The sequence below is a fragment of the Paracoccus sp. (in: a-proteobacteria) genome, from assembly GCF_039808215.1.
Classification (GTDB): Bacteria; Pseudomonadota; Alphaproteobacteria; order Rhodobacterales; family Rhodobacteraceae; genus Paracoccus.
Genome location: NZ_JBDHSP010000032.1, coordinates 13,110 through 33,028, shown reverse-complemented (window position 1 = coordinate 33,028; position 19,919 = coordinate 13,110). Strand labels below are relative to the sequence as shown.

The following is a 19,919-nucleotide window of genomic DNA, read 5'->3' as shown; positions in this document are numbered from 1 at the left end:
ACAGGTTCAGAATAAGGCCGCGCAACCATTACGTCGAATGCCGATAACCGCCATCAGGATAACAACGTGTTACTCAACCGCCCACCCGCCGGGACCAGGCCCACAGAGCGCAGCAACATGGAAAAGCCCAACCTCATCCAAAACAACAATCCCAGGCCCCGCAAACGCAAGACACCCGGCCGAGCAGCAAGGACAGGGTGCATTTGTCGAAACAGTGACTTGCGGGAAAAAGCCGCCACGGCTAGCGTCAGAGCCGTCAAGCCAACATCCATGGGTTCCTGATGAAACATCTGCGCCTTTCCGCCGTCGCGCTGATCCTGGCGGGCACGGCCCTTGCCATGCCGGCCCACGCCGGCGACCCGGAACTGACCGTCTTCGACTGGGCCGGCTTCGAGGAACCGGTGATCTTCCAGGGCTATATCGACAAATACAAGGACAGCCCGACCTACGCCTTCTACGGCGACGACGACGAGGCCTATCAAAAGCTCGCCTCGGGCTTCAAGGCGGACGTGGCGCACCCCTGTTCGCAGATGGTGTCGAAATACCGCGACGCCGGGCTGATCGAGCCTTGGGACGTGTCGCGGATCCCGGCCTTTGCCAGCATCGATCCGAGGTTTCTTGCCTCGCCCATCTTCAAGGACGAAAGCGGCGTCTGGTATATCCCAACCGACTGGGGCGCGACGGCCATCGCCTACAACAAGGACAATGTTCCGGCCGAGGATGTCGCCAGCCTGAACATCTTCACCGATCCGAAGTATCAGGGCCGGACCTCGCTGCCGGATTCCGCCGATGATGTCTGGGCGCTGGCCTATCTCGCCACCGGCACCACCGACTGGACCAGCGTGACCGAGGACCAGTTCAAGGCGGCCGCCGACTGGCTGCGTCAGGCGCATCAGAACGTCGCCGCCTATTGGGCTGACCCTGCCGAACAGGCGCAGCTGATGGCCTCGGGCGCGGTCGACGTGGCCTGGTCCTGGAACGACGGCGTGGTGCTTCTCGAGAACGACGGATTTCCCGTCGGCTTCCAGCGCGCCCCGAAAGAGGGCAGTTCGACCTTCTTTTGCGGTTTCATCAACCTCAAGAACGGCCCGGGCAAGGAAGACAAGGTCTATGACTTCATCAACGCCTGGCTTGCGCCGCCGGCGGCGAAGGGCCTTCTCGACACTATCGGCTATGGCCACACCTCGACCGTGGCCATGGAGACGATCAAGGACGAGCCGGCGGTGAAGGAGGGGCTCTCGGCCATCGACGCGCCGATCCTGGCCCAGACCCCGAACGACCCCAAGCAGCGCGAGCGTCAGCTGCAGGAATTCGAGAAGATCAAGGCCGGCTTCTGAACCCCGATCGACAGGTCGCAACGCCCCGCCCCACCTGCGGGGCGTTTTCCATATCGGAGCGCAGCATGAGTATTTGGGGAACAGAGAAGCCCGCCCTGGCAAGACCGCCCGGCTTCTTTCTTGTCCAAATATCCCAAGGGGGTGAATTGCCCGCACCCGCGGGGCAAGAGGGGAACAGCGTTCCCCTCCCTTGCGCGACGAAGGCGCGGCCTCTATATTCAGCCTGTCCGGGTTCGCCCGGACTATGGGCATAAACGCGCAGGTAATAAGCGGATCGGACCCGGGGGCGGTACCCGGCGGCTCCACCAGAATCCCTCGTTGGGGGCACATGGGGCCGAAACAGGATCGACGAACGTCTAAAGCTGTGGCTTTGTCCCGGTGAGCTACCACCGTTATCGGTGCAAAATGTACAGTTGCCAACGACAACCGTGCTCCGGTGGCTCTGGCTGCGTAAGCAGCTCGGGTAACCGAAACCTCAAGCCCTTGCGCCTAGCAGCGCAAGGCGGGGCCCGCAGGAGCCTGGCAACAGAATCCTGCACCTTCCCCGCTTTCTTGCTGGTTTTTCAGGCCACCCGCGCCTATGCAATGGGCATGCAAGGGAAAGCCACGATGAAAGACCTGACCCCGACCGATGCCGACGCGCTGATCGCCGATCTTGGCCGCAAGGCGCGCGATGCCGCAGGCCTGCTGGCCCAGGCGAGCGCCGAGCGCAAGCACGCCGCGCTGGTCGGCGCGGCCGAGGCCCTGGGCGCCGCCGAAACCGCGATCCTCGACGCCAATGCCGAGGACATGAGCTATGCCGAGGCGAAAGAGCTTTCACCCGCCATGCTGGACCGGCTGCGGCTGGATGGCAATCGCATCCGCACCATGGTTGACGGGCTGCGCGCGGTCGCGGCGCAGCCCGATCCGGTGGGCAAGGTGCTGGCCGAATGGGACCGGCCGAACGGGCTGCACATCCAGCGCGTGGCCACGCCGCTGGGCGTCATCGGCGTGATCTATGAAAGCCGGCCCAATGTCACCGCAGATGCCGCCGCCCTGGCGCTGAAGGCCGGCAATGCGGTGATCCTGCGCGGCGGCTCGGAAAGCCTGCACAGTTCGGCGGCCATTCACCAGGCGCTGGTGACGGGGCTGAAGCAGGCCGGCCTGCCCGAGACCGCGATCCAGCTTGTGCCCACGCGCGACCGTGCGGCAGTTGGCGCCATGCTGCGCGCGCAAGGGCTGATCGACGTGATCGTGCCGCGCGGCGGCAAGGGTCTGGTCGGGCTGGTGCAGGCCGAGGCGCGTGTACCGGTCTTTGCGCATCTGGACGGCATCTGCCATGTCTATGCCGACCGCGACGCCGATCTGGACAAGGCCCGGCGCGTGGTGCTGAACGCCAAGACCCGGCGCACCGGCATCTGCGGCGCCGCCGAATGCCTGCTGATCGACTGGCAATTCTACACCAAACACGGGGCCGTGCTGATCCGGGACCTGCTGGATGCCGGGGTCGAGGTCCGTGCCGAGGGCGAGCTGGCCGCGATTCCCGGCACCGTCCCGGCGGTTCCGGCGGATTTCGGACACGAGTTTCTGGACAGGATCATCGCCGTGAAGCTGGTCGATGGCGTCGATGCGGCGATCACCCATATCCGCCGCCACGGCTCGGGGCATACCGAGGCCATTCTGACCGAGAACGATGCCACCGCCGCGCGATTCTTCGGCGGGCTGGACAGCGCGATCCTGATGCGCAACGCCTCGACGCAATTCGCCGATGGCGGCGAATTCGGCATGGGCGCGGAAATCGGCATCGCCACCGGCAAGCTGCATGCCCGCGGCCCGGTGGGCGCCGAGCAGCTGACCAGCTTCAAATATCTGGTCACCGGCGACGGCAGCATCCGGCCCTGATGCAGCCCGAAACGCTGCACGAGGACGCGCATCACCGCATCACCCGCTTTTCTGCCGCAGGCGGGTCGCGCCGCGCCGTGGTCGGGTTCGAACACGGCCGCGACCGCATGGCGGGCTTTGCGCCGCCGCAGCCGCCGGGTTTTGCGCGCGCCTTGGGCATCGACGCGCTGGTGGTGCAGACCGCGCGCCGGGACTGGTTCATCTCGCCAGGAAGCCCGGCCCTGGCCGGGGCGCTGGCCGTCGCCAGCCGCGGTTATGCCGAGGTGGTGGCGACCGGATTTTCCATGGGCGGCTATGCGGCGCTGCTTTATTCCGCCGCCTGCCGGGCAAGCCGACTGATGCTGGTGTCGCCGCAATATTCCATCGACCCGGACATCGCCCCCTTCGATCCCGACCGTCACGGCAAGTTCGCCCGCATCGGCCTGCCGATGCCGCGCCCCGAGACCTGGGGAAATACCGCGGTCGAGGGCGTGCTGATCCATGATCCGGCGATCCGCGCCGATCGCGCCCATGCCGCGCTGATCCGTGCGGCTTTTCTGCGGCTGACCCCGGTCGCCCTGCCCCACGGCGGTCATCCCGCCACCGGCGTCATCGGCGCGGTGGGCGGCATCGGCCGCATCGCGCAGGCGCTGGTCGAGGACCGGCTCGAGGCGCAGGCGATCCGACGGGCGCATCGCGAGGCAAGGCGCCGGGCAGAATGCTATCGGCTGAACCTTGCGGCCGCGGCGCTGGCGCGCCACCCCGACCGCGCCCTGGCGGAGCTGCGCAACCTTGCCCGGCACGGCAGCCCACGCAACCGCTTCGAGGCCGGCCTGCACCTGCTGGCCGCAGGCGACTTGGCCGCGGCCGGACCATTGTCGCAACTATTGGCGACCGGGGGCGCGATCCCCGCCACCTGGCAGCGCCGGATTGAGCGTGCGCTGAGGGCGGCGGGCGTCTGAGGTCTAGAACGCAATCTCGCCGCCGGTCTCGTCCAGTTCCCAGGCAAGCGTCAGCCCGGCGGCCCGGGCAAATTCTGCCAGCAGCGGGAAATGCACCTCGCCCGCGCCGGGCTCGGGGCGTTCGCGCGCGCTGTCATGGTCCAGCCAGGACCACAGCGCCGGATCGGCCTTGGTGCGGGCGGCCTCGGCCAGCAGCCGCCAGCCGCGCGCGCCGCGGCACAAAAGCACGCTGCCGCCCCAGGGCATGGCGCTTTCCAGACACATCAGCGCCAGCAGGATCAGGCGCCCCTCTTCACGCGGCAGGTCGCCCTCGGCCTCGAGCCGCAGGCGGATGCGCCCGGCACGTTCGACATCGGCCAGCAGCCCCGCCAGTTCCGCACGGCTTAGCCGCTGCCCGGCCCCGGCCTGGCCGAAGGCGACGCGGAACCAGCGCAGACGCGCCTGCGCCGCGGCGACGCTTTCGCCGATCAGCTGCAATTCGGGGCTGCTGGCGATGCCGGGGTAGTCGCCTGAAATCTGCAGCAGTTCCAGCCCGTTGCCGATTGCCCCCAGTGGCGAGACGATGTCATGGCACAGCCGCGAGCCGAGCAGCGCCGCCAGGCGCTCGGGCGCGAGGCCGCGATGGGAATGGGCGTGATGGTGAATTGTCAGATCGTCCATGAAAGCCTAGCCTGTTGTCGGATGGGAGGGCCGAGATGAATGAGATCCTGGAACCCGGCATGATCGTGCGTCACCCCGGCGCGCCGGAATGGGGCAAGGGCCAGGTCCAGTCGCGGATCGGCGACCGCATCACCGTCAATTTCACCCATGCCGGCAAGCAGGTGGTGGACGGAAGGCGCATCGCACTGGAACTGGTCACGGCCGATCTCTGATTGTGGATGCCGGCAGGTTAGATCAACCCTTGATTGTGTCAACCCCGCATCCGGTCAGGGCCCTGGCGCGCCGGCGGGCGGTTGCAATGCCGCCGCCCTGCGCCTAGACACGGGGCCGGATGACCGCAGGGCGGGCTGCAAGACCGGAACATGACGCCAGACACCTCATTCTTCGAGACGCGCATCGCCACCAGCGAGGTCGATCTTCTGGCGGCACAGCGCCTGCGCTATCGCGTCTTTGTCGAGGAACTGGGCGGCGACGGCGCGCTGGTCGATCACGCCCACCGCCTTGAACGCGACGAGTTCGATCCCGTCGTCGATCACCTGGTGCTGGTCGACAACCGCCGCCCGGCCGCCGATCTGGAACATGTCGTGGGCGTCTACCGGCTGCTGCCGGGGGCGCGCGCCGAGGCTTTCGGCCGCTTCTATTGCGACGGCGAATACGACCTGACGGCGCTGCGCCGCTCGGGGCGGCGGCTGTTGGAACTGGGGCGCTCTTGCGTCGATCCGGCCTTTCGCGGCGGCTCGGGGATGTTTTTGATGTGGAGCGCGCTGGCCGAGCATGTGCTGGCACAGGGGGTCGAGGTGCTGTTCGGCGTCGCCTCGTTTCACGGCACCGATGCTGCGGCGCTGGCGCAGCCGCTGTCCTGGCTGCACCACCACCACCTGGCCCCCGCCGGGCTGCGCCCGCGCGCCCGGCCCGAGGGTTTCCAGCGCATGGATCTGGTGCCCGAGGCGCTGCTGGAACGGCGCGCGGCGATGCTGCTGATGCCGGCGCTGATCAAGGCCTATCTGCGCATGGGCGGCAGCGTCGGCGAAGGCGCCTTTCTGGACCATGCCTTCAACACCACCGACGTGTTCCTGCTGCTTGACACCCGCGCCATGTCGGAAAAGCACCGCCGCTTCTACGAGGCGCGACAGTTGTGAGGCGAGCTTCGGCCGCGACCTGGCGCCATGAAGTGCCGCCGCCCCCCACCCCGCGCCCCGGCATCGCCGGCTGGGTGCGGATCGCGCTGAGGGGCGGCGCCATCGTCACGGTGCTGGCGCTGGGGGTGCTGCTGATCCTGCCGCTGCGCGGGCTTGAGCGTCTGGCCTGCGGCCCGCGCCGACCGGTAACCGGTCCCTGGGTGCAGGGCGTGTGCCGGCTGTGCCTGCGGATCATCGGCATCCGCTGGCGCTGTCAGGGCCGGCCGCTGGACGGGCCGGGCGCCGTGGTCGCGAACCACGGCAGCTGGCTGGACATCTTCGTGCTGAACGCAGCCATGCCGGTGTTCTTCGTGGCGAAATCCGAGGTGGCGGGCTGGCCCGGCATCAATGTGCTGACCCGGGTGACCGACACGCATTTCGTCGCCCGCGACCCCAGGCAGGCGCGCGCCCAGGCCGGGGAATTCGCCGCCCGCACCCGCGCCGGCCACCGGCTGCTGTTCTTCCCCGAGGGCACCAGCAGCGACGGGCTGCGGGTGCTGCCCTTCAAGGCCACGCTGTTTCAGGGCTTTCTCGACCCGGCGCTGCCCGCGGATCTGGCGATCCAGCCGGTCAGTGCCCGCTATCAGGCGCCGCCGGGCCGCGATCCGCGATTCTATGGCTGGTGGGACGACATGGACCTGGGGCCGCATCTGCTGGCGGTGCTGGCGCAATCGCCTCAGGGCGGGGTGACGGTGCGCCTGCACAGGCCGATCCCGGTCGCCGGCGAAAGCCGCAAGACACTGGCCGCCGCGGCCGAGGCCGAGATCCGCGCGGGCTTTGCCGCTGCAGCCTAGATCGGCCAGAACAGCGGGATCGTCAGGCAGGCGACGATGCCGCAGACGATGTCCAGCGGCACGCCGACCCTGATGAAATCGCTGAACCTGTAGCCGCCCGGGCCATAGACCATCAGATGCGTCTGATAGCCGATGGGCGTGGCGAAGGCGACCGTGGCCGAGAACATCACCGCCACCACATAGGCGCGCGGGTCATGTCCCAGCGACTTGGCCAGCGCGATGGCGATCGGGGTCAGAAGCACCGCCACGGCATTGTTCGACAGCACCTCGGTCATCACCAGCCCGAGGAAATACACCGCGATCAGCGTGGCAAAGGGCGGCAGGCCGCGCAGGATCGGCGACACCGCATCGACGATCAACGCGACGCTGCCGGTATATTCCAGCGCCTCGCCCACCGCCAGCATGGCAAAGATCATCGCCAGCAGTCGCCCGTCGATGAAGGAAAACGCCTCTTCGGCATCGACGCAGCGGGTGATCAGGATCACCGCCGAGGCGACGAAGGCCAGCGCCATGATCGGCGCCACATCCAGCGCGGCCAACGTCACCACCGACAGCAGGCACAGGATGGCGATGGGCGCGCGCTCGCGCCGGTAGGCGCGGGTCGAGGGGCGCGAGACATCGACCAGGTCCATGTCGGTGGCAAGCCGGGCGATGTCCTCGGGCGCGCCTTCCAGCAGCAGCGTGTCGCCCACCTGCACCACCAGATCGTCCAGCTGCCGGCCGATGTTCTGGCTGCGCCGGTGCGCGGCCAGGACGTAGACGCCGTAGCGCCGCCGCAGCCGCATGTCGCCCAGGCGCCGTCCGACCAGCCGTGCCCCGGGGGAGATCAGCACCTCGACGGTCTCGGTGGCGACCGAGCTCAGCTTGTCGACCATCTGGAAGTTCTTGTTGGCCTGCATCTCCAGCAGGTCGGCCATGGCGGTGCGCAGGACCACGCGATCGCCCGGCTCGAGCACCACCTCGGCCAGGTTGCGCCGCAGCGAGACATCGCCGCGCAGCACGTCCACCACCCGCACCGCCTCGCGCTTGAAGATCGGCGCGGTCAGCACCGGCTGGCCGACAAGGCTGGAATCCTCGGGCACCGCCACCTCGGTGAAATATTTCATTTCGCGCCGCGTGCCCAGAAACCCGGCCAGCGAGCTGCGGTCCGGCAGCAGCTTGCGCCCGATCAGGGCAAAATAGGCGAAACCCGCCAGCGTGATGGCGATGCCGACCGGGGCGATCTCGAAGATGGTGAAGGGCGCCAGGCCCTGCTCGCGCGCGACCCCGTCCACCAGCAGGTTGGTCGAGGTGCCGATCAGGGTGATCATCCCGCCCAGGATGGTGAAATAGCTTAGCGGCATCAGCAGCTTGGATGGGGAAATTCCAAGCCGCAACGCCAGCTGGATGACGATCGGGATCATCACCGCCACCACCGGCGTATTGTTCATCACCGCCGAGGCCAGGCAGACGAAGACAAAAAGCCCGATGACGGTGATCAGCGGGTTGTTATGGGCGCGCGCCGTGACGATGCGCGACATCATTTCCAGCGCCCCGGTGCGCAAGAGCCCGCCCATGATCATGAACATGAAGGCGATGGTCCAGGGCGCGGCATTCGAAAGCACCCCCGCCGCCTCCTCGACCGGCAGCAGCCCGAGCAGCATCATGCTGGCGGCCGAGGCGATGGCCACCACCTCGGGCGGATGCTTTTCGCGGATGAACTGGATGAAAGTGATGGCGACGATGACCAGAAGGGCGATCGCGGCATTCGTTCCGGTCAGTTCAAAACCAAGCATGCGGTCCCTGTCAGGCGGCGCCGTTAATCTCGGCTGTTTCGGTCGTCATTAACATGCCGGCCCCGCGCCTCGCAAGAAAAAGCGCGGCCCGGCGCGTCATTGCGCCCCGTCCGGCGTGCGGGCCAGGCGGCCGCCCTGGCGCAGGGCCTCGACCGACAGCGCCTTGCCGCTGCGGTCGCAGGTCGTGACCAGCACGCCGCATAGCGTCGCCTCGCCCTCGGCAGGGGTGAAGCGTTCCGAGGCCATGCCGGTCAGGAAGCGGCGCAGGGGCTCGGTCTTTTCCATGCCGATGACGCTGTCATAGTCGCCGCACATGCCGGCATCGGACTGATAGGCGGTGCCGCGGTTCAGGATCATCGTGTCGGCGGTCGGCACATGCGTATGCGTGCCGACGACCAGGCTGGCGCGCCCGTCGCACCAATGGCCCACGGCCATCTTCTCGCTGGTGGCCTCGGCATGGATGTCGACGATGCTGGCCTGCACCAGCCCGCCCAGAGGGTGGGCCTTCAGCACCGTGTCGATGGCCGAGAACGGATCGTCGAAGGGGCGCTTCATGAATACCTGGCCCAGGATCTGCGCCACCAGCACCTTGCGCCCGCGCGTGGCCTCGAACACCCGCGCGCCGCGGCCCGGCGCCACCCTGGAATAATTCAGCGGCCGGATGATGCGCGGCTCGGTCTCGATGAACGAGAGCATCTCCTTCTGGTCGAAGGCATGGTCGCCCAGGGTGACGCAATCGGCGCCGGCCTCCAGGATCAGCTTCGCATGTCCCGCCGTCAGCCCCATGCCGCCGCTGGCGTTTTCCCCGTTCACCACGGTGAAATCGACGCCCAGCCTTTCCTTGAGGGGGGCGAGCCCCTCGCTGATCGCGCGCCGTCCGGCACGCCCCATCACATCGCCAAGATACAGAATGCGCATGTCGAAGGGTTAGGGGAAAGCCGGGGCCGGCTCAAGCCCCGCGCTGTCTCAGCCCAGCCATGCGCCCAGGGCTGTCGCCGCCAGCGCGATGCCGGCGCCCAGGGCCATGGCAGCCAGCCGGCCCGTGCCGCGGCCCGGCTCGGCGGCGGGGACCGCGGTCTCGCGCAGCAGTTCCGGCATGCGGCGCTCCAGATATTCGGGCAGCAGCGGCGCGAAACGGCCCAGCACCTGCGCGGCCCGCAGCAGGTCGCGGCTGGCGGATTTCGGTCCCAGATTGTCGCGGATATAGCTTTCCACCACCGGCCGCGCCACCTCCCAGATATTGATCTGCCGGTCGAGCGAGCGCGCGACGCCCTCGACCACCACCATGGTGCGTTGCAGCAGGATCAGTTCGGTCCGCGTCGCCATGCCGAAACGCTCGGTCACCTCGAAGAGATAGGCCAGAAGGTTCGCCATCGAGATCTGGCTGGCGTCGGCGCCGAAAATCGGCTCGCCCACCGCGCGCAGGGCGCGGGCGAATTCCTGCATGTCACGGTCGCGCGGCACATAGCCCGCCTCGAAATGCACCCGCGCCACGCGGTCATAGTCGCGGCGGATGAAGCCCATCAGGATTTCGGCATAGACGCGGCGGGTGTAGTCGTCGATCTCGCCCATGATGCCGAAATCATAGATGATGATGCGGCCGTCGGGCGCCACCTTCAGATTGCCCTGGTGCATGTCGGCATGGAAATAGCCATGCCGCAGGGCGTGGCGCAGGAACAGCTGCAGCACGCGCGCGGCCAGCGCCGGCAGGTCGTGGCCGGCGTCGCGCAGTGCCGCGACATCGCCCATGGGCAGGCCCTCGGCCCAGTCGGTGGTCAGGACGCGGCGCGCGCTGAGGTGCCAGTGCGGGCGCGTCACCACCATGCCCTCGTCGCTGCCGGTATTGTTGGCGAATTGCGAGGCCGAGGCCGCCTCGAGCCGCAGGTCCAGCTCGCCGCTGACCACCGATTCGAAATGGCTGACCACGTCGCGCGGCCGCAGCCGGCGCGTGGCGGGCGACAACCGCTCGATCATGGAGGCGGCGAAATGGAAGGCGTCGATGTCGCGCCGGAACGCCGCCTCGATATTGGGCCGCAGCACCTTGACCGCGATCTCGTCGCCGGTGTCGATGCGCCGCGCCCGGTGCACCTGCGCGATCGAGGCCGCGGCGACGGGTTCCGAGAATTCGCTGAACAGGCTCTCGACCGGATGGCCCAGTTCATGGGCCACGGTGCGGCGTGCCAGTTCCTGGTCGAAGGGCGGCAGGCGGTCCTGCAGCATGGAAAGCTGGTTGGCCAGATCGACGCCGACCACATCGGGCCGCGTGGACAGGATCTGGCCGAATTTCACATAGGCCGGGCCCAGCGCGGTGATGGCGCGGGTGATCGGCGGCAGGTCGGGGTCGCCCTTGTAGCCCAGCCAGGCAAAGGGCCAGCCCAGGACGCGGGCGGCGGCCCGCACCCGCGCCGGCGCGCTCATCGCGTCCAGCACGACTTTCATCGCGCCCGAGCGCTCGAATGTGGCGCCGGTGCGGATCAGCCGCCAGATGTTGTGGGGGCCGCGCATGTCAGAGCTTCCAGCCGGAATGCAGGGCGGCAATGCCCATCGACAGGTTGCGCCACTGCACACGGCCGAAACCGGCGGTGCGGATCATCTCGGCGAATGTTTCCTGGTCGGGGAACTTGCGGATCGATTCGACCAGATACTGGTAGCTGTCGCGGTCATTGGCGACCATCTGGCCCATGACCGGGATGACGTTGAAGGAATAGCGGTCGTAAAGCCATTGCAGCATCGGCACCGGCATCTGGCTGAACTCGAGCACCATCAGCCGCCCGCCGGGCTTGAGCACGCGGCGCGCCTCGGCCAGGGCATCGGGGATGCGGGTGACATTGCGGATGCCGAAGCTGATCGTGTAGCGGTCGAAGGTATTGTCGGCAAAGGGCAGCGCCATGGCGTCGCCCGTCACCCAGTCCAGCCGGTCGGAAAGCCGGCCGGCCCCGGCGCGCTTGCGGCCCTCGACCAGCATCGATTCGGTCATGTCGCAGACGGTGACACGCGCCCCCGGGGCGCGGCCCAGAAAGCGGAATGCGATGTCGCCGGTGCCGCCCGCCACATCCAGCAGGTGCTGGCCGTCGCGCGGCGCCAGCCAGTCCATCAGCGCCGTCTTCCAGACCCGGTGGATGCCCATGCTCATCAGGTCGTTCATCACGTCATAGCGCGAGGCCACGCGCGAGAAGACGCCATGCACCAGACCGGCCTTGTCCTGTTCGGCCACGGTGCGAAAGCCGAAATGGGTCTGCTTGGGCTCGTCTGGGGTCATGTCGCTTGTCCATCCGTCGTTTCGCGCCCAGATAGACCGGATGCGCGGCGCGCGCCACCTGTGGCGCGACCGCACCATGCGACGAACGGGAAGAATATGCCAGAACTGCCAGAGGTCGAGACCGTCCGCCGCGGCCTTGCCCCGCATCTTGAAGGCCATGTCATCGCCCGGGCCGAGGCGCGCCGCCCCGACCTGCGCTGGCCGCTGCCGCCCGATCTGGTGCAGGTGCTGACCGGGGCGCGGGTCGTGGCGCTGCGCCGGCGCTCGAAATACATCCTGGCGGAACTGCAGGACCGCGGCAGCCTGCTTTTGCATCTGGGCATGTCCGGCCGCATGCTGATCGAGGACGCGGCCCAGGGCGAATTCCACCGCGACCCGGCGATATTGCCGCGCCACGACCATGTGGTGTTCTGGACCGATCAGGGCACACGCATCACCTTCAACGACGCGCGGCGATTCGGCATGGTGGATCTGGTGGCGCCGGGGGCCACGCATCCGCTGCTGGCCGGGCTTGGCCCCGAGCCGCTGTCCGCAGTCTTCGATGCCGCGGTGCTGGCCCGCGCATTCGCCGGCAAGCGCAGCCCGGTCAAGACGGCGCTTCTGGATCAGCGCATCGTCGCGGGCCTGGGCAATATCTATGTCTGCGAGGTGCTGCACCGCGCCGGCATCGATCCGCGCCGGCGCGCGGGCGAGATCACGGCCGAGGGGCTGGCGGCGCTGGCCGGCCATATCCGCGCGGTGCTGCTCGAGGCGATCGCCGCCGGCGGCTCCTCGCTGCGCGACCACCGCCAGGCCACGGGCGAGCTGGGCTATTTCCAGCACAGCTTCCGTGTCTATGGCCGCGAGGGCGCCCCCTGCCTCGCCCCCGGCTGCACGGGCCGGATCGCGCGCATCGTGCAATCGGGGCGCTCAAGCTATTTCTGCCCGCTTTGCCAGCACTGAGCCGCCCCGCGCGACCAGACGCCGGGGCACTGGCCTTGTGCGCACGGTTTCGTTACAAGTCGCGGTCAGCTTGTTTCAAAAAGGCGAAGCATCGATGGCTTACCAGACCCTCACCGTCGAGATCGAGGACTATGTCGCGCTGATCCGGCTCAACCGGCCCGAGGCGCTGAATGCGCTGAACTCGCAGCTTCTGGCCGAACTGGGCGACGCGCTTGCCGAGGCCGACCGCAACGAGAAGGTGCGCTGCATCGTGCTGACCGGCAGCGAAAAGGCCTTTGCCGCCGGCGCCGACATCAAGGAAATGGCGACGAAAAGCTTTGTCGATGTCTATACCGACGATCTGTTCGGCGCCGAGATCGACCGCATCACCGCGACCCGCAAGCCGGTGATCGCCGCGGTCGCGGGCTATGCCCTGGGCGGCGGCTGCGAACTGGCCATGGCCTGCGATTTCATCATCTGCGCCGACAATGCCAGATTCGGCCAGCCCGAGATCAACCTCGGCGTCATGGCCGGCATCGGCGGCACGCAGCGCCTGACCCGTCTGGTCGGCAAGTCCAAGGCCATGGACATGCATCTGACCGGCCGCTTCATGGACGCGGCCGAGGCCGAGCGCGCGGGCCTGGCCAGCCGTGTCGTGCCCGCTGCCCGGCTGCTGCCCGAGGCGCTGGCCGCAGCGCGCAAGATCGCGGAAAAGTCGCAGATCGCCGCCCTTGCCGCCAAGGAGGCGGTCAACCGTTCCTATGAGACGACGCTGCGCGAGGGCATCCTGTTCGAGCGGCGCAGCTTCCAGGCGCTGTTTTCGACCGAGGACCAGAAGGAGGGCATGGCGGCCTTTCTTGAAAAGCGCGAGCCACAGTTTCGCGACCGCTGATTGGCACTTGGCTTTGCGGCCCGGCGCCTGTATAGGACCGGGCTTACATGCGCGTGGGCCCGCTTAAGGCAAGAATCATGACCGTCCCCAGCCGGACGGTGCCATGGGCTTTGCGCAACCGACAGAAACAGACAGGACCGCACCCATGGCCAACACGCCCCAATCCCAGAAGCGCGCCCGCCAGATCGAGCGCCGCACCGCCGTCAACAAGGCGCGCCGTTCGCGCATCCGCACCTTCCTGCGCAAGGTCGAGGAAGCCATCGCCAGCGGCAATGCCGAGGCCGCCCGCGAGGCGCTGCAGAACGCCCAGCCCGAACTGATGCGCGGCGTCACCCGGGGCGTGGTGCACAAGAACACCGCAGCGCGCAAGATCTCGCGGCTTTCGGCCCGGGTGAAGGCTCTGGCCACCGCCTGAGCACCTGCGGCATTTGCGCAACTATTGGTAGAATTAACCAGGGCATGTCCATCGTGGACATGTCCTTTTCCTTTCGCTGACGCAGCGTCAGCACATGAAATTTCAGCAACTTGCGGGCGACTGCACCCCTTCAGCGCCCCGTCCGGATTCGCTGCGGCAAACTGTCTGTCAAGCGCGAAGATAGGTTGTCGGCGGGCGGCGGTTCTTGCTAGCTTCGGGGCTGCGATTCACGTCGCGCCTGGGGGACATGCCCCGGATGCCGGTTCGGCCGGCGGACGGGACGGTGACAAGGATCAGGGATCCGCACCGACGATGCGCTGGCCGGCTGCCACCGGCGGGCCGATCATGTCTGCATCTTGCGGCCAAGCCATGGCCCGTCAAGCCGCTTGCGCGGCCGGTCGGGTCATTGCCGGCGCCAGGGCGTCGCGAAATCACCTCGCGCCGGGGCACCGGCGGGAAATGCGGACAAGAGACGGAACCGGGTCAGATGGACAAGCTTTGGGGGCAGGCACGTGAGGAACTTCAGAAGGTCGTCGGCGCCGACAGTTTCGCCACCTGGATCGAGCCGCTGCGGCTGAACGGCGTCGAGGACGGCACGGCGGTCATCGCCTGCCCGACGCGCTTTCTGTCGGACTGGGTATCGCGCCACTATGCCGACGACATCCTCAAGGTGCTGGACCGCCTCGGCAGCCCGGTGCAGCGCCTGAGCTTCGAGACCCGCGCCCAGACCGCGCGGCCGCCGGCCGCCCCGGCGGTCAGGCGCACCGGTCCGCGTCCCTCGGCCGGCAGCGGCGAGGAACTGGCCGCGCCGCTGGACCAGCGCTTTACCTTTGACAATTTCGTCGTCGGCAAACCCAATGAACTGGCCCATGCCGCCGCGCGCCGTGTGGCCGAGGGCGGGCCGGTGACCTTCAATCCGCTGTTTCTTTACGGCGGCGTCGGGCTGGGCAAGACCCACCTGATGCATGCCATCGCGCGCGAGATCCAGACCCGCCAGCCCGAGGCGCGGGTGCTGTATCTGTCGGCCGAGCAGTTCATGTACCGCTTCGTGCAGGCTTTGCGCGACCGCACGGTGATGGATTTCAAGGAACTGTTCCGCACCGTGTCGGTGCTGATGGTCGACGACGTGCAGTTCATCGCCGGCAAGGATTCCACGCAGGAGGAATTCTTTCACACCTTCAATACCCTGGTCGATCAGGGCAAGCAGATCGTCATCTCGGCCGACCGTGCCCCGGGCGAGATCAAGGACCTCGAGGAGCGCATCAAGTCGCGCCTGCAATGCGGACTGGTCGTCGACCTGCACCCGACCGATTACGAGTTGCGCCTGGGCATCCTGCAGTCCAAGACCGACAATTTCCGCGCGCAGTATCCCGGGCTGCAGATCGCGCCGGGCGTGCTGGAATTCCTTGCCCATCGCATCACCTCGAACGTGCGCGTGCTGGAAGGCGCGCTGCAGCGGCTGTTCGCCTTCGCCAGCCTGATGGGGCGCGAGATCACGCTCGACATGACCCAGGAATGCCTGGCCGACATCCTGCGCACCAATGACCGCAAGGTGTCGATCGAGGAAATCCAGCGCAAGGTGGCCGAGCATTACAACATCCGCCTGGCCGACATGATCGGGCCCAAGCGCGTGCGCACCGTCGCCCGGCCGCGCCAGATCGCCATGTACCTGTCCAAGGTGATGACCTCGCGCAGCCTGCCCGAGATCGGCCGCCGCTTTGGCGGGCGCGACCACACGACGATCATGCACGGGGTGAAGAAGATCGAGGAATTGCGCAGCGCCGACCGCAGCCTGGCCGAGGACATCGACCTGCTGCGCCGCCTGCTCGAGGCGTGATCGCATCCGCTTGACCCTGCGCGGGATTGTGCCAAATTGGCGACCCGCGACGCCATGAGGACCGACCATGAAATTCTCGATCGAACGCGCCGACCTGGTCAAGGCCGTCTCGCAAGCCCAGTCCGTCGTCGAGCGCCGCAACACCATTCCGATCCTGGCCAATGTGCTGATCGAGGCCACGGACGAGGGTGTCAGCTTTCGCGCCACCGACCTTGACACCGAGATCGTGGACCGCACCACCGCCCGGGTCGAACGCCCCGGCGCCACCACGGTTTCGGCCAGCATGCTCAACGACATCTCGCGCAAGCTGCCGGACGGGGCGCTGGTGCAGCTCAGCCTCGACGCCTCGGGGCGGCTGACGGTGCAGGCCGGACGGTCGAACTTCAGTCTCGCCACCCTGCCGCGCGACGATTTCCCGGTGATTGCCGCCGCGGAATACAGCGCGAATTTCACCGCCCCCGCCGCAGTGCTGCGCCGGTTGTTCGACAAGTCGAAATTCGCCATCTCCAACGAGGAGACCCGCTATTACCTGAACGGCGTCTACATGCATGTGGCGCAGTCCGACAGCGGCACCTGCCTGCGCTGCGTGGCGACCGACGGCCACCGGCTGGCGCGCATCGACGCGCCGCTGCCCGCCGGCGCCGAGGCCATGCCCGGCGTGATCGTGCCGCGCAAGACGGTGGGCGAGCTCAAGAAGCTGCTGGACGACGACAGCGCCGAGATCGCGGTTTCGGTCAGCGAGACCAAGGTGCGTTTTGCCAATGCCTCCATCACCCTGACCTCGAAGGTGATCGACGGCACCTTCCCCGATTACAGCCGGGTGATCCCGGCCGCCAATACCCGCAAGCTCGAGGTGGATGCCAGCGACTTTGCCAAGGCCGTGGACCGCGTCGCCACCGTCAGCAGCGAACGGTCGCGCGCGGTGAAGCTGTCCCTGGACGACGACCGGCTGGTGCTGTCGGTGAACGCCCCCGACGCCGGCGCCGCCGATGAGGAACTGCCCGTGGCCTATGCCGACGAGGCGCTGGAAATCGGCTTCAACGCCAAATACCTGCACGAGATCGCCAGCCAGATCGAACGCGAGAACGCGGTCTTTCTGTTCGGCGGCTCGGGCGACGCGGCGCTGATCCGCGAGGGTGCGGACAGCAGCGCCGTCTATGTCGTCATGCCGATGCGCGTGTGACACTTGCCCGGCTGCAGCTGACGCAGTTCCGCAGCTGGGCCGGGCTTGACCTTGCCCTGGACGCGCGGCCGCTGGTGATCCACGGCCCGAACGGCGCCGGCAAGACCAATATCCTCGAGGCCGTCTCGATGCTGGCGCCGGGCCGCGGCATGCGCGCCGCCGCGCCGGGCGACCAGGCGCGGCGCGGCGCCGATCTGGGCTGGCAGATCCGCGCCCTGATCGGCGACCGGCAGGTGCTGACCCGCGCGCTGCCCGGCCAAAAGCGCGAGGTGGTGATCGCCGACAAGCCGGCGCCACAGCTGGCGCTGGGCGCGCTGATGCGGGTGATCTGGCTGACGCCCGCCATGGACCGGCTGTGGCTGGACGCGCCCGAGGTGCGGCGGCGCTTTCTTGACCGGCTGACGCTGAGCTTCACCCCCGGCCATGCCGAGGAGGCGCTGGCCCATGACAAGGCCATGCGCGAGCGAAACCGCCTGCTCAGGGACCAGATCCGCGACCCCGCCTGGTATCGCGCGCTCGAGGCGCAGATGGCAGAGGCCGGCGCAGCGCTGACCCGCAACCGTCTCGATGCCCTCGAGCGCATCACCGCGGCGCAGCAGGGCGCGGCCACCGCCTTTCCCGCCGCCCGCCTGACGCTGCTGCCGGGCGAAGGCTTTGCCTGCGACCGCGATCCCGACAGCATTGCCCGGCGCCTTTGCGAATGGCGCGGGCGCGACATGGCGGCGGGGCGCACGCTGACCGGCCCGCACCGCGCCGATCTGGGGGCAAGCTGGGGGCCGCAGGACATGCCCGCGGCGCTGGCCTCGACCGGAGAGCAGAAGGCGCTGCTTCTGTCGCTGATCCTCGCCAATGCCCGGGCGCTGGCGGGTGAGCCGACGGTGCTGCTGCTCGACGAGGTGGCGGCGCATCTGGACGAGACCCGCCGCGCCGCGCTTTACGACGAGATCAGCGCGCTGCCGGCGCAAAGCCTGCTGACCGGCACCGGGCCGGAGCTGTTCGCCGCCCTGACGGGCCGCGCCCGTTTTCTGCCGGTCACGCGCGCGGGCGCGGATTCGGCCCTGGCCTAGAGCAGCAGATCGACCAGACGGAACTCGCGCACATCGACGATGCCAAGGTCCGAGATGCGCAGCTCCGGGATCACCACCAGCGCCAGCAGTGAATGCTGCATATAGGCGTTGTTCATCGTGCAGCCGCAATCCTGCATGGCCTGGACGATGGCCTGCGCATCCTTGGCCACCTCTTCGGCAGGGCGTTCGGACATCAGCCCGGCGATGGGCAGGGCGACCGTCGCCATTTCCACCCCGTCGCGAAACAGGGTGACGCCGCCGCCGATGGCGCCCAGGTGATTCGCCGCCGCCGCCATGCAGTCGCGGTCGGTGCCCACCACGATCATGTGATGGCTGTCATGCGCCACGCTTGAGGCCAGCGCCATCCTGCCGCGATAGCCAAAGCCCGAGACGAATCCGTTGACCACGCCCCCCGTGCCACGGTGACGTTCGACCAGCGCGATCTGGCAGACCTCGCCCTCGCCCTCGATCACGCCCTCGCGGATCGGCAGATCGGCCTCAAGCGCCCGGGTCGGGGCCTGGTTCTCGATCACGCCGATCACCCGCACGCGGGCCTGCGCGCCGCTGGCCCGCACGGCGAAATCCCCGGCCGCCAGCCTGCGGCCCAGATGCACCGAGTTGCGCGCCGACGCGGGCCAGTCGATGCGCGGGCAATCGACCACGCGCCGGCCGTTTTCCGCCACCACCCGCCCCTGGGCGATGACCATCTCGACCGGCAGGCTGCGCAGGTCCGAGCTGAGGATCACATCCGCCCGCCTCCCGGGCGTGATGCTGCCCAACTCGCGCTCCAGTCCGAAATGCTGCGCGGCGTTGATCGTCGCCATCTGGATTGCCACCAGCGGATCGCAGCCGCAGGCGATGGCATGGCGCAGCACCCGGTTCATGTGGCCCTCATGGACCAGCGTGCCGGAATGGCTGTCATCGGTGCACAGGATGAAGAATCGCGGGTCCAGCCGCTTTTCGGTGATGGCGGTGATCTGGCTTGCCACGTCATACCATGCACTGCCCAGCCGCATCATGCAGCCCATGCCCTGGCGCACGCGGGCGATGCCCTGCGCCTCGGTGGTGGTTTCGTGGTCATCGGCCGCCCCGCCCGCGACATAGGCGTGAAAGGGCCGGCCCAGATCCGGGCTGGCGTAATGGCCGCCCACGGTCTTGCCGGCGGCGCGGGTGGCGGCGATTTCGGCCAGCATCTGTTCGTCGCCCGCCGCGACGCCGGGAAAGTTCATCATTTCGCCCAGGCCGACGATGCCCTCCCAGCCCATGGCCTGCGCCACCTCGCCGGCCGAGATCGGATGGCCGGTGGTTTCCAGCCCCGGAGCCGAGGGCGCGCAGCTGGGCATCTGCGTGAACATGGAAATCGGCTGGAGCAGCGATTCGTCGCGCATCAGCCGCACGCCCTCGAGGCCCAGCACATTCGCCACCTCATGCGGGTCGTGGAAGATCGTCGTCGTGCCATGCGCGATCACCGCCCCGGCGAAACCGGCGGGCGTCAGCATGCCCGATTCGACATGCATATGCGCGTCGATCAGCCCCGGAACCATGAAACGCCCCTCGGCCTCGATCACCTGCGTATCGGGTCCGATGCCGATGCCGGCGTCCGGCCCGACGCAGGCCACACGGCCGTCGGCCACCGCGACATCGCAGCCGGGGACCACCTCGCGCGTGTGCACGTTCACCCATTGCCCGCCGCGGATCACCAGATCCGCCGGGGCGCGACCCGCCGCCACCTCGACCAGGCGGGCTTGCGAAAGGATCCAGGGTTTCAGCATCGCGCGC

18 protein-coding genes and 1 other RNA gene are annotated in these 19,919 nt (G+C 68.1%); 13 read left to right on the top strand and 6 right to left on the bottom strand.

Annotated elements, in window-relative coordinates:
* Window positions 1-281 precede the first annotated feature (281 nt).
* The 4 genes from WMK75_RS11525 (at window position 282) to WMK75_RS11510 (ending at window position 4,159) form a co-directional block, all read left to right on the top strand.
* Entirely contained in the window at window positions 282-1,337 is a 1,056-nt protein-coding gene (locus tag WMK75_RS11525; protein ID WP_347267819.1) for an ABC transporter substrate-binding protein, read from the top strand.
* A gap of 186 nt (window positions 1,338-1,523) precedes the next feature.
* Window positions 1,524-1,877, top strand: a transfer-messenger RNA (tmRNA) gene (ssrA, locus tag WMK75_RS11520).
* 69 nt (window positions 1,878-1,946) lie between these two features.
* Window positions 1,947-3,218, top strand: a complete 1,272-nt coding sequence (locus WMK75_RS11515) for a glutamate-5-semialdehyde dehydrogenase (RefSeq protein WP_347267818.1) — start codon at window positions 1,947-1,949, stop codon at window positions 3,216-3,218.
* The gene (locus WMK75_RS11510) at window positions 3,218-4,159 is read left to right on the top strand and encodes a hypothetical protein (RefSeq protein ID WP_347267817.1); all 942 of its coding nucleotides are present in this window, start codon (window positions 3,218-3,220) and stop codon (window positions 4,157-4,159) included. Before WMK75_RS11515 ends, WMK75_RS11510 begins: the two co-directional genes overlap by 1 nt.
* Before the next feature lie 3 nt (window positions 4,160-4,162).
* Here the strand turns inward: WMK75_RS11510 and WMK75_RS11505 are convergent, their stop codons facing one another.
* Window positions 4,163-4,819: a histidine phosphotransferase family protein gene (locus WMK75_RS11505; protein ID WP_347267816.1), complete on the bottom strand. Its 657-nt coding sequence runs from the start codon at window positions 4,817-4,819 to the stop codon at window positions 4,163-4,165.
* Window positions 4,820-4,854: 35 nt separating this feature from the next.
* On the opposite strand from WMK75_RS11505, the gene WMK75_RS11500 reads away from it, so the two are divergent.
* From WMK75_RS11500 to WMK75_RS11490, 3 genes are all read left to right on the top strand, one after another.
* Window positions 4,855-5,031 carry a DUF3553 domain-containing protein gene (locus WMK75_RS11500; RefSeq protein ID WP_347267815.1) on the top strand — a complete coding sequence of 59 codons (177 nt, stop codon included), beginning with the start codon at window positions 4,855-4,857 and terminating at the stop codon, window positions 5,029-5,031.
* Window positions 5,032-5,181: 150 nt separating this feature from the next.
* Window positions 5,182-5,958, top strand: a complete 777-nt coding sequence (locus tag WMK75_RS11495; RefSeq protein ID WP_347267814.1) for a GNAT family N-acyltransferase — start codon at window positions 5,182-5,184, stop codon at window positions 5,956-5,958.
* Window positions 5,959-5,990: 32 nt separating this feature from the next.
* Window positions 5,991-6,791, top strand: a complete 801-nt coding sequence (locus WMK75_RS11490; RefSeq protein ID WP_347267813.1) for a lysophospholipid acyltransferase family protein — start codon at window positions 5,991-5,993, stop codon at window positions 6,789-6,791.
* On the opposite strand, the gene WMK75_RS11485 is transcribed toward WMK75_RS11490, so the two are convergent.
* From WMK75_RS11485 to ubiE, 4 genes are all read right to left on the bottom strand, one after another.
* The gene (locus WMK75_RS11485) at window positions 6,788-8,566 is read right to left on the bottom strand and encodes an SLC13 family permease (protein WP_347267812.1); all 1,779 of its coding nucleotides are present in this window, start codon (window positions 8,564-8,566) and stop codon (window positions 6,788-6,790) included. The genes WMK75_RS11490 and WMK75_RS11485 overlap by 4 nt on opposite strands.
* A gap of 96 nt (window positions 8,567-8,662) precedes the next feature.
* Window positions 8,663-9,484 (bottom strand): TIGR00282 family metallophosphoesterase, encoded by an 822-nt coding sequence (locus WMK75_RS11480; RefSeq protein ID WP_347267811.1) that lies wholly within the window; start codon window positions 9,482-9,484, stop codon window positions 8,663-8,665.
* A 48-nt stretch (window positions 9,485-9,532) separates the two neighbouring features.
* Window positions 9,533-11,071 carry a 2-polyprenylphenol 6-hydroxylase gene (ubiB, locus tag WMK75_RS11475; protein WP_347267810.1) on the bottom strand — a complete coding sequence of 513 codons (1,539 nt, stop codon included), beginning with the start codon at window positions 11,069-11,071 and terminating at the stop codon, window positions 9,533-9,535.
* 1 nt (window position 11,072) lies between these two features.
* Window positions 11,073-11,825, bottom strand: coding sequence for a bifunctional demethylmenaquinone methyltransferase/2-methoxy-6-polyprenyl-1,4-benzoquinol methylase UbiE (gene ubiE, locus WMK75_RS11470; RefSeq protein WP_347267809.1), 753 nt, complete (start codon window positions 11,823-11,825; stop codon window positions 11,073-11,075).
* A gap of 96 nt (window positions 11,826-11,921) precedes the next feature.
* Here ubiE and mutM point away from each other — a divergent pair, with 96 nt between their 5' ends.
* The 6 genes from mutM (at window position 11,922) to recF (ending at window position 18,140) form a co-directional block, all read left to right on the top strand.
* Complete coding sequence (gene mutM / locus WMK75_RS11465) at window positions 11,922-12,767, top strand: bifunctional DNA-formamidopyrimidine glycosylase/DNA-(apurinic or apyrimidinic site) lyase (protein ID WP_347267808.1); 846 nt, start codon at window positions 11,922-11,924, stop codon at window positions 12,765-12,767.
* A gap of 94 nt (window positions 12,768-12,861) precedes the next feature.
* On the top strand, window positions 12,862-13,638 hold the full coding sequence (locus tag WMK75_RS11460; protein WP_347267807.1) for an enoyl-CoA hydratase: 777 nt from the start codon (window positions 12,862-12,864) through the stop codon (window positions 13,636-13,638).
* Between the two features lie 145 nt (window positions 13,639-13,783).
* Window positions 13,784-14,053, top strand: a complete 270-nt coding sequence (rpsT, locus tag WMK75_RS11455; RefSeq protein ID WP_347267806.1) for a 30S ribosomal protein S20 — start codon at window positions 13,784-13,786, stop codon at window positions 14,051-14,053.
* 487 nt (window positions 14,054-14,540) lie between these two features.
* Window positions 14,541-15,890, top strand: coding sequence for a chromosomal replication initiator protein DnaA (dnaA, locus tag WMK75_RS11450; RefSeq protein ID WP_347267805.1), 1,350 nt, complete (start codon window positions 14,541-14,543; stop codon window positions 15,888-15,890).
* A gap of 67 nt (window positions 15,891-15,957) precedes the next feature.
* Window positions 15,958-17,073, top strand: coding sequence for a DNA polymerase III subunit beta (gene dnaN / locus WMK75_RS11445; RefSeq protein WP_347267804.1), 1,116 nt, complete (start codon window positions 15,958-15,960; stop codon window positions 17,071-17,073).
* A complete protein-coding gene (gene recF, locus WMK75_RS11440; RefSeq protein WP_347267803.1) occupies window positions 17,070-18,140 on the top strand; it encodes a DNA replication/repair protein RecF in 1,071 nt (356 codons plus the stop codon). The genes dnaN and recF overlap by 4 nt, the downstream gene beginning before the upstream one ends.
* On the opposite strand, the gene ade is transcribed toward recF, so the two are convergent.
* Window positions 18,137-19,912 (bottom strand): adenine deaminase, encoded by a 1,776-nt coding sequence (gene ade, locus WMK75_RS11435; RefSeq protein ID WP_347267802.1) that lies wholly within the window; start codon window positions 19,910-19,912, stop codon window positions 18,137-18,139. The two genes, recF and ade, sit on opposite strands and share 4 nt — an antisense overlap.
* Window positions 19,913-19,919 lie beyond the last annotated feature (7 nt).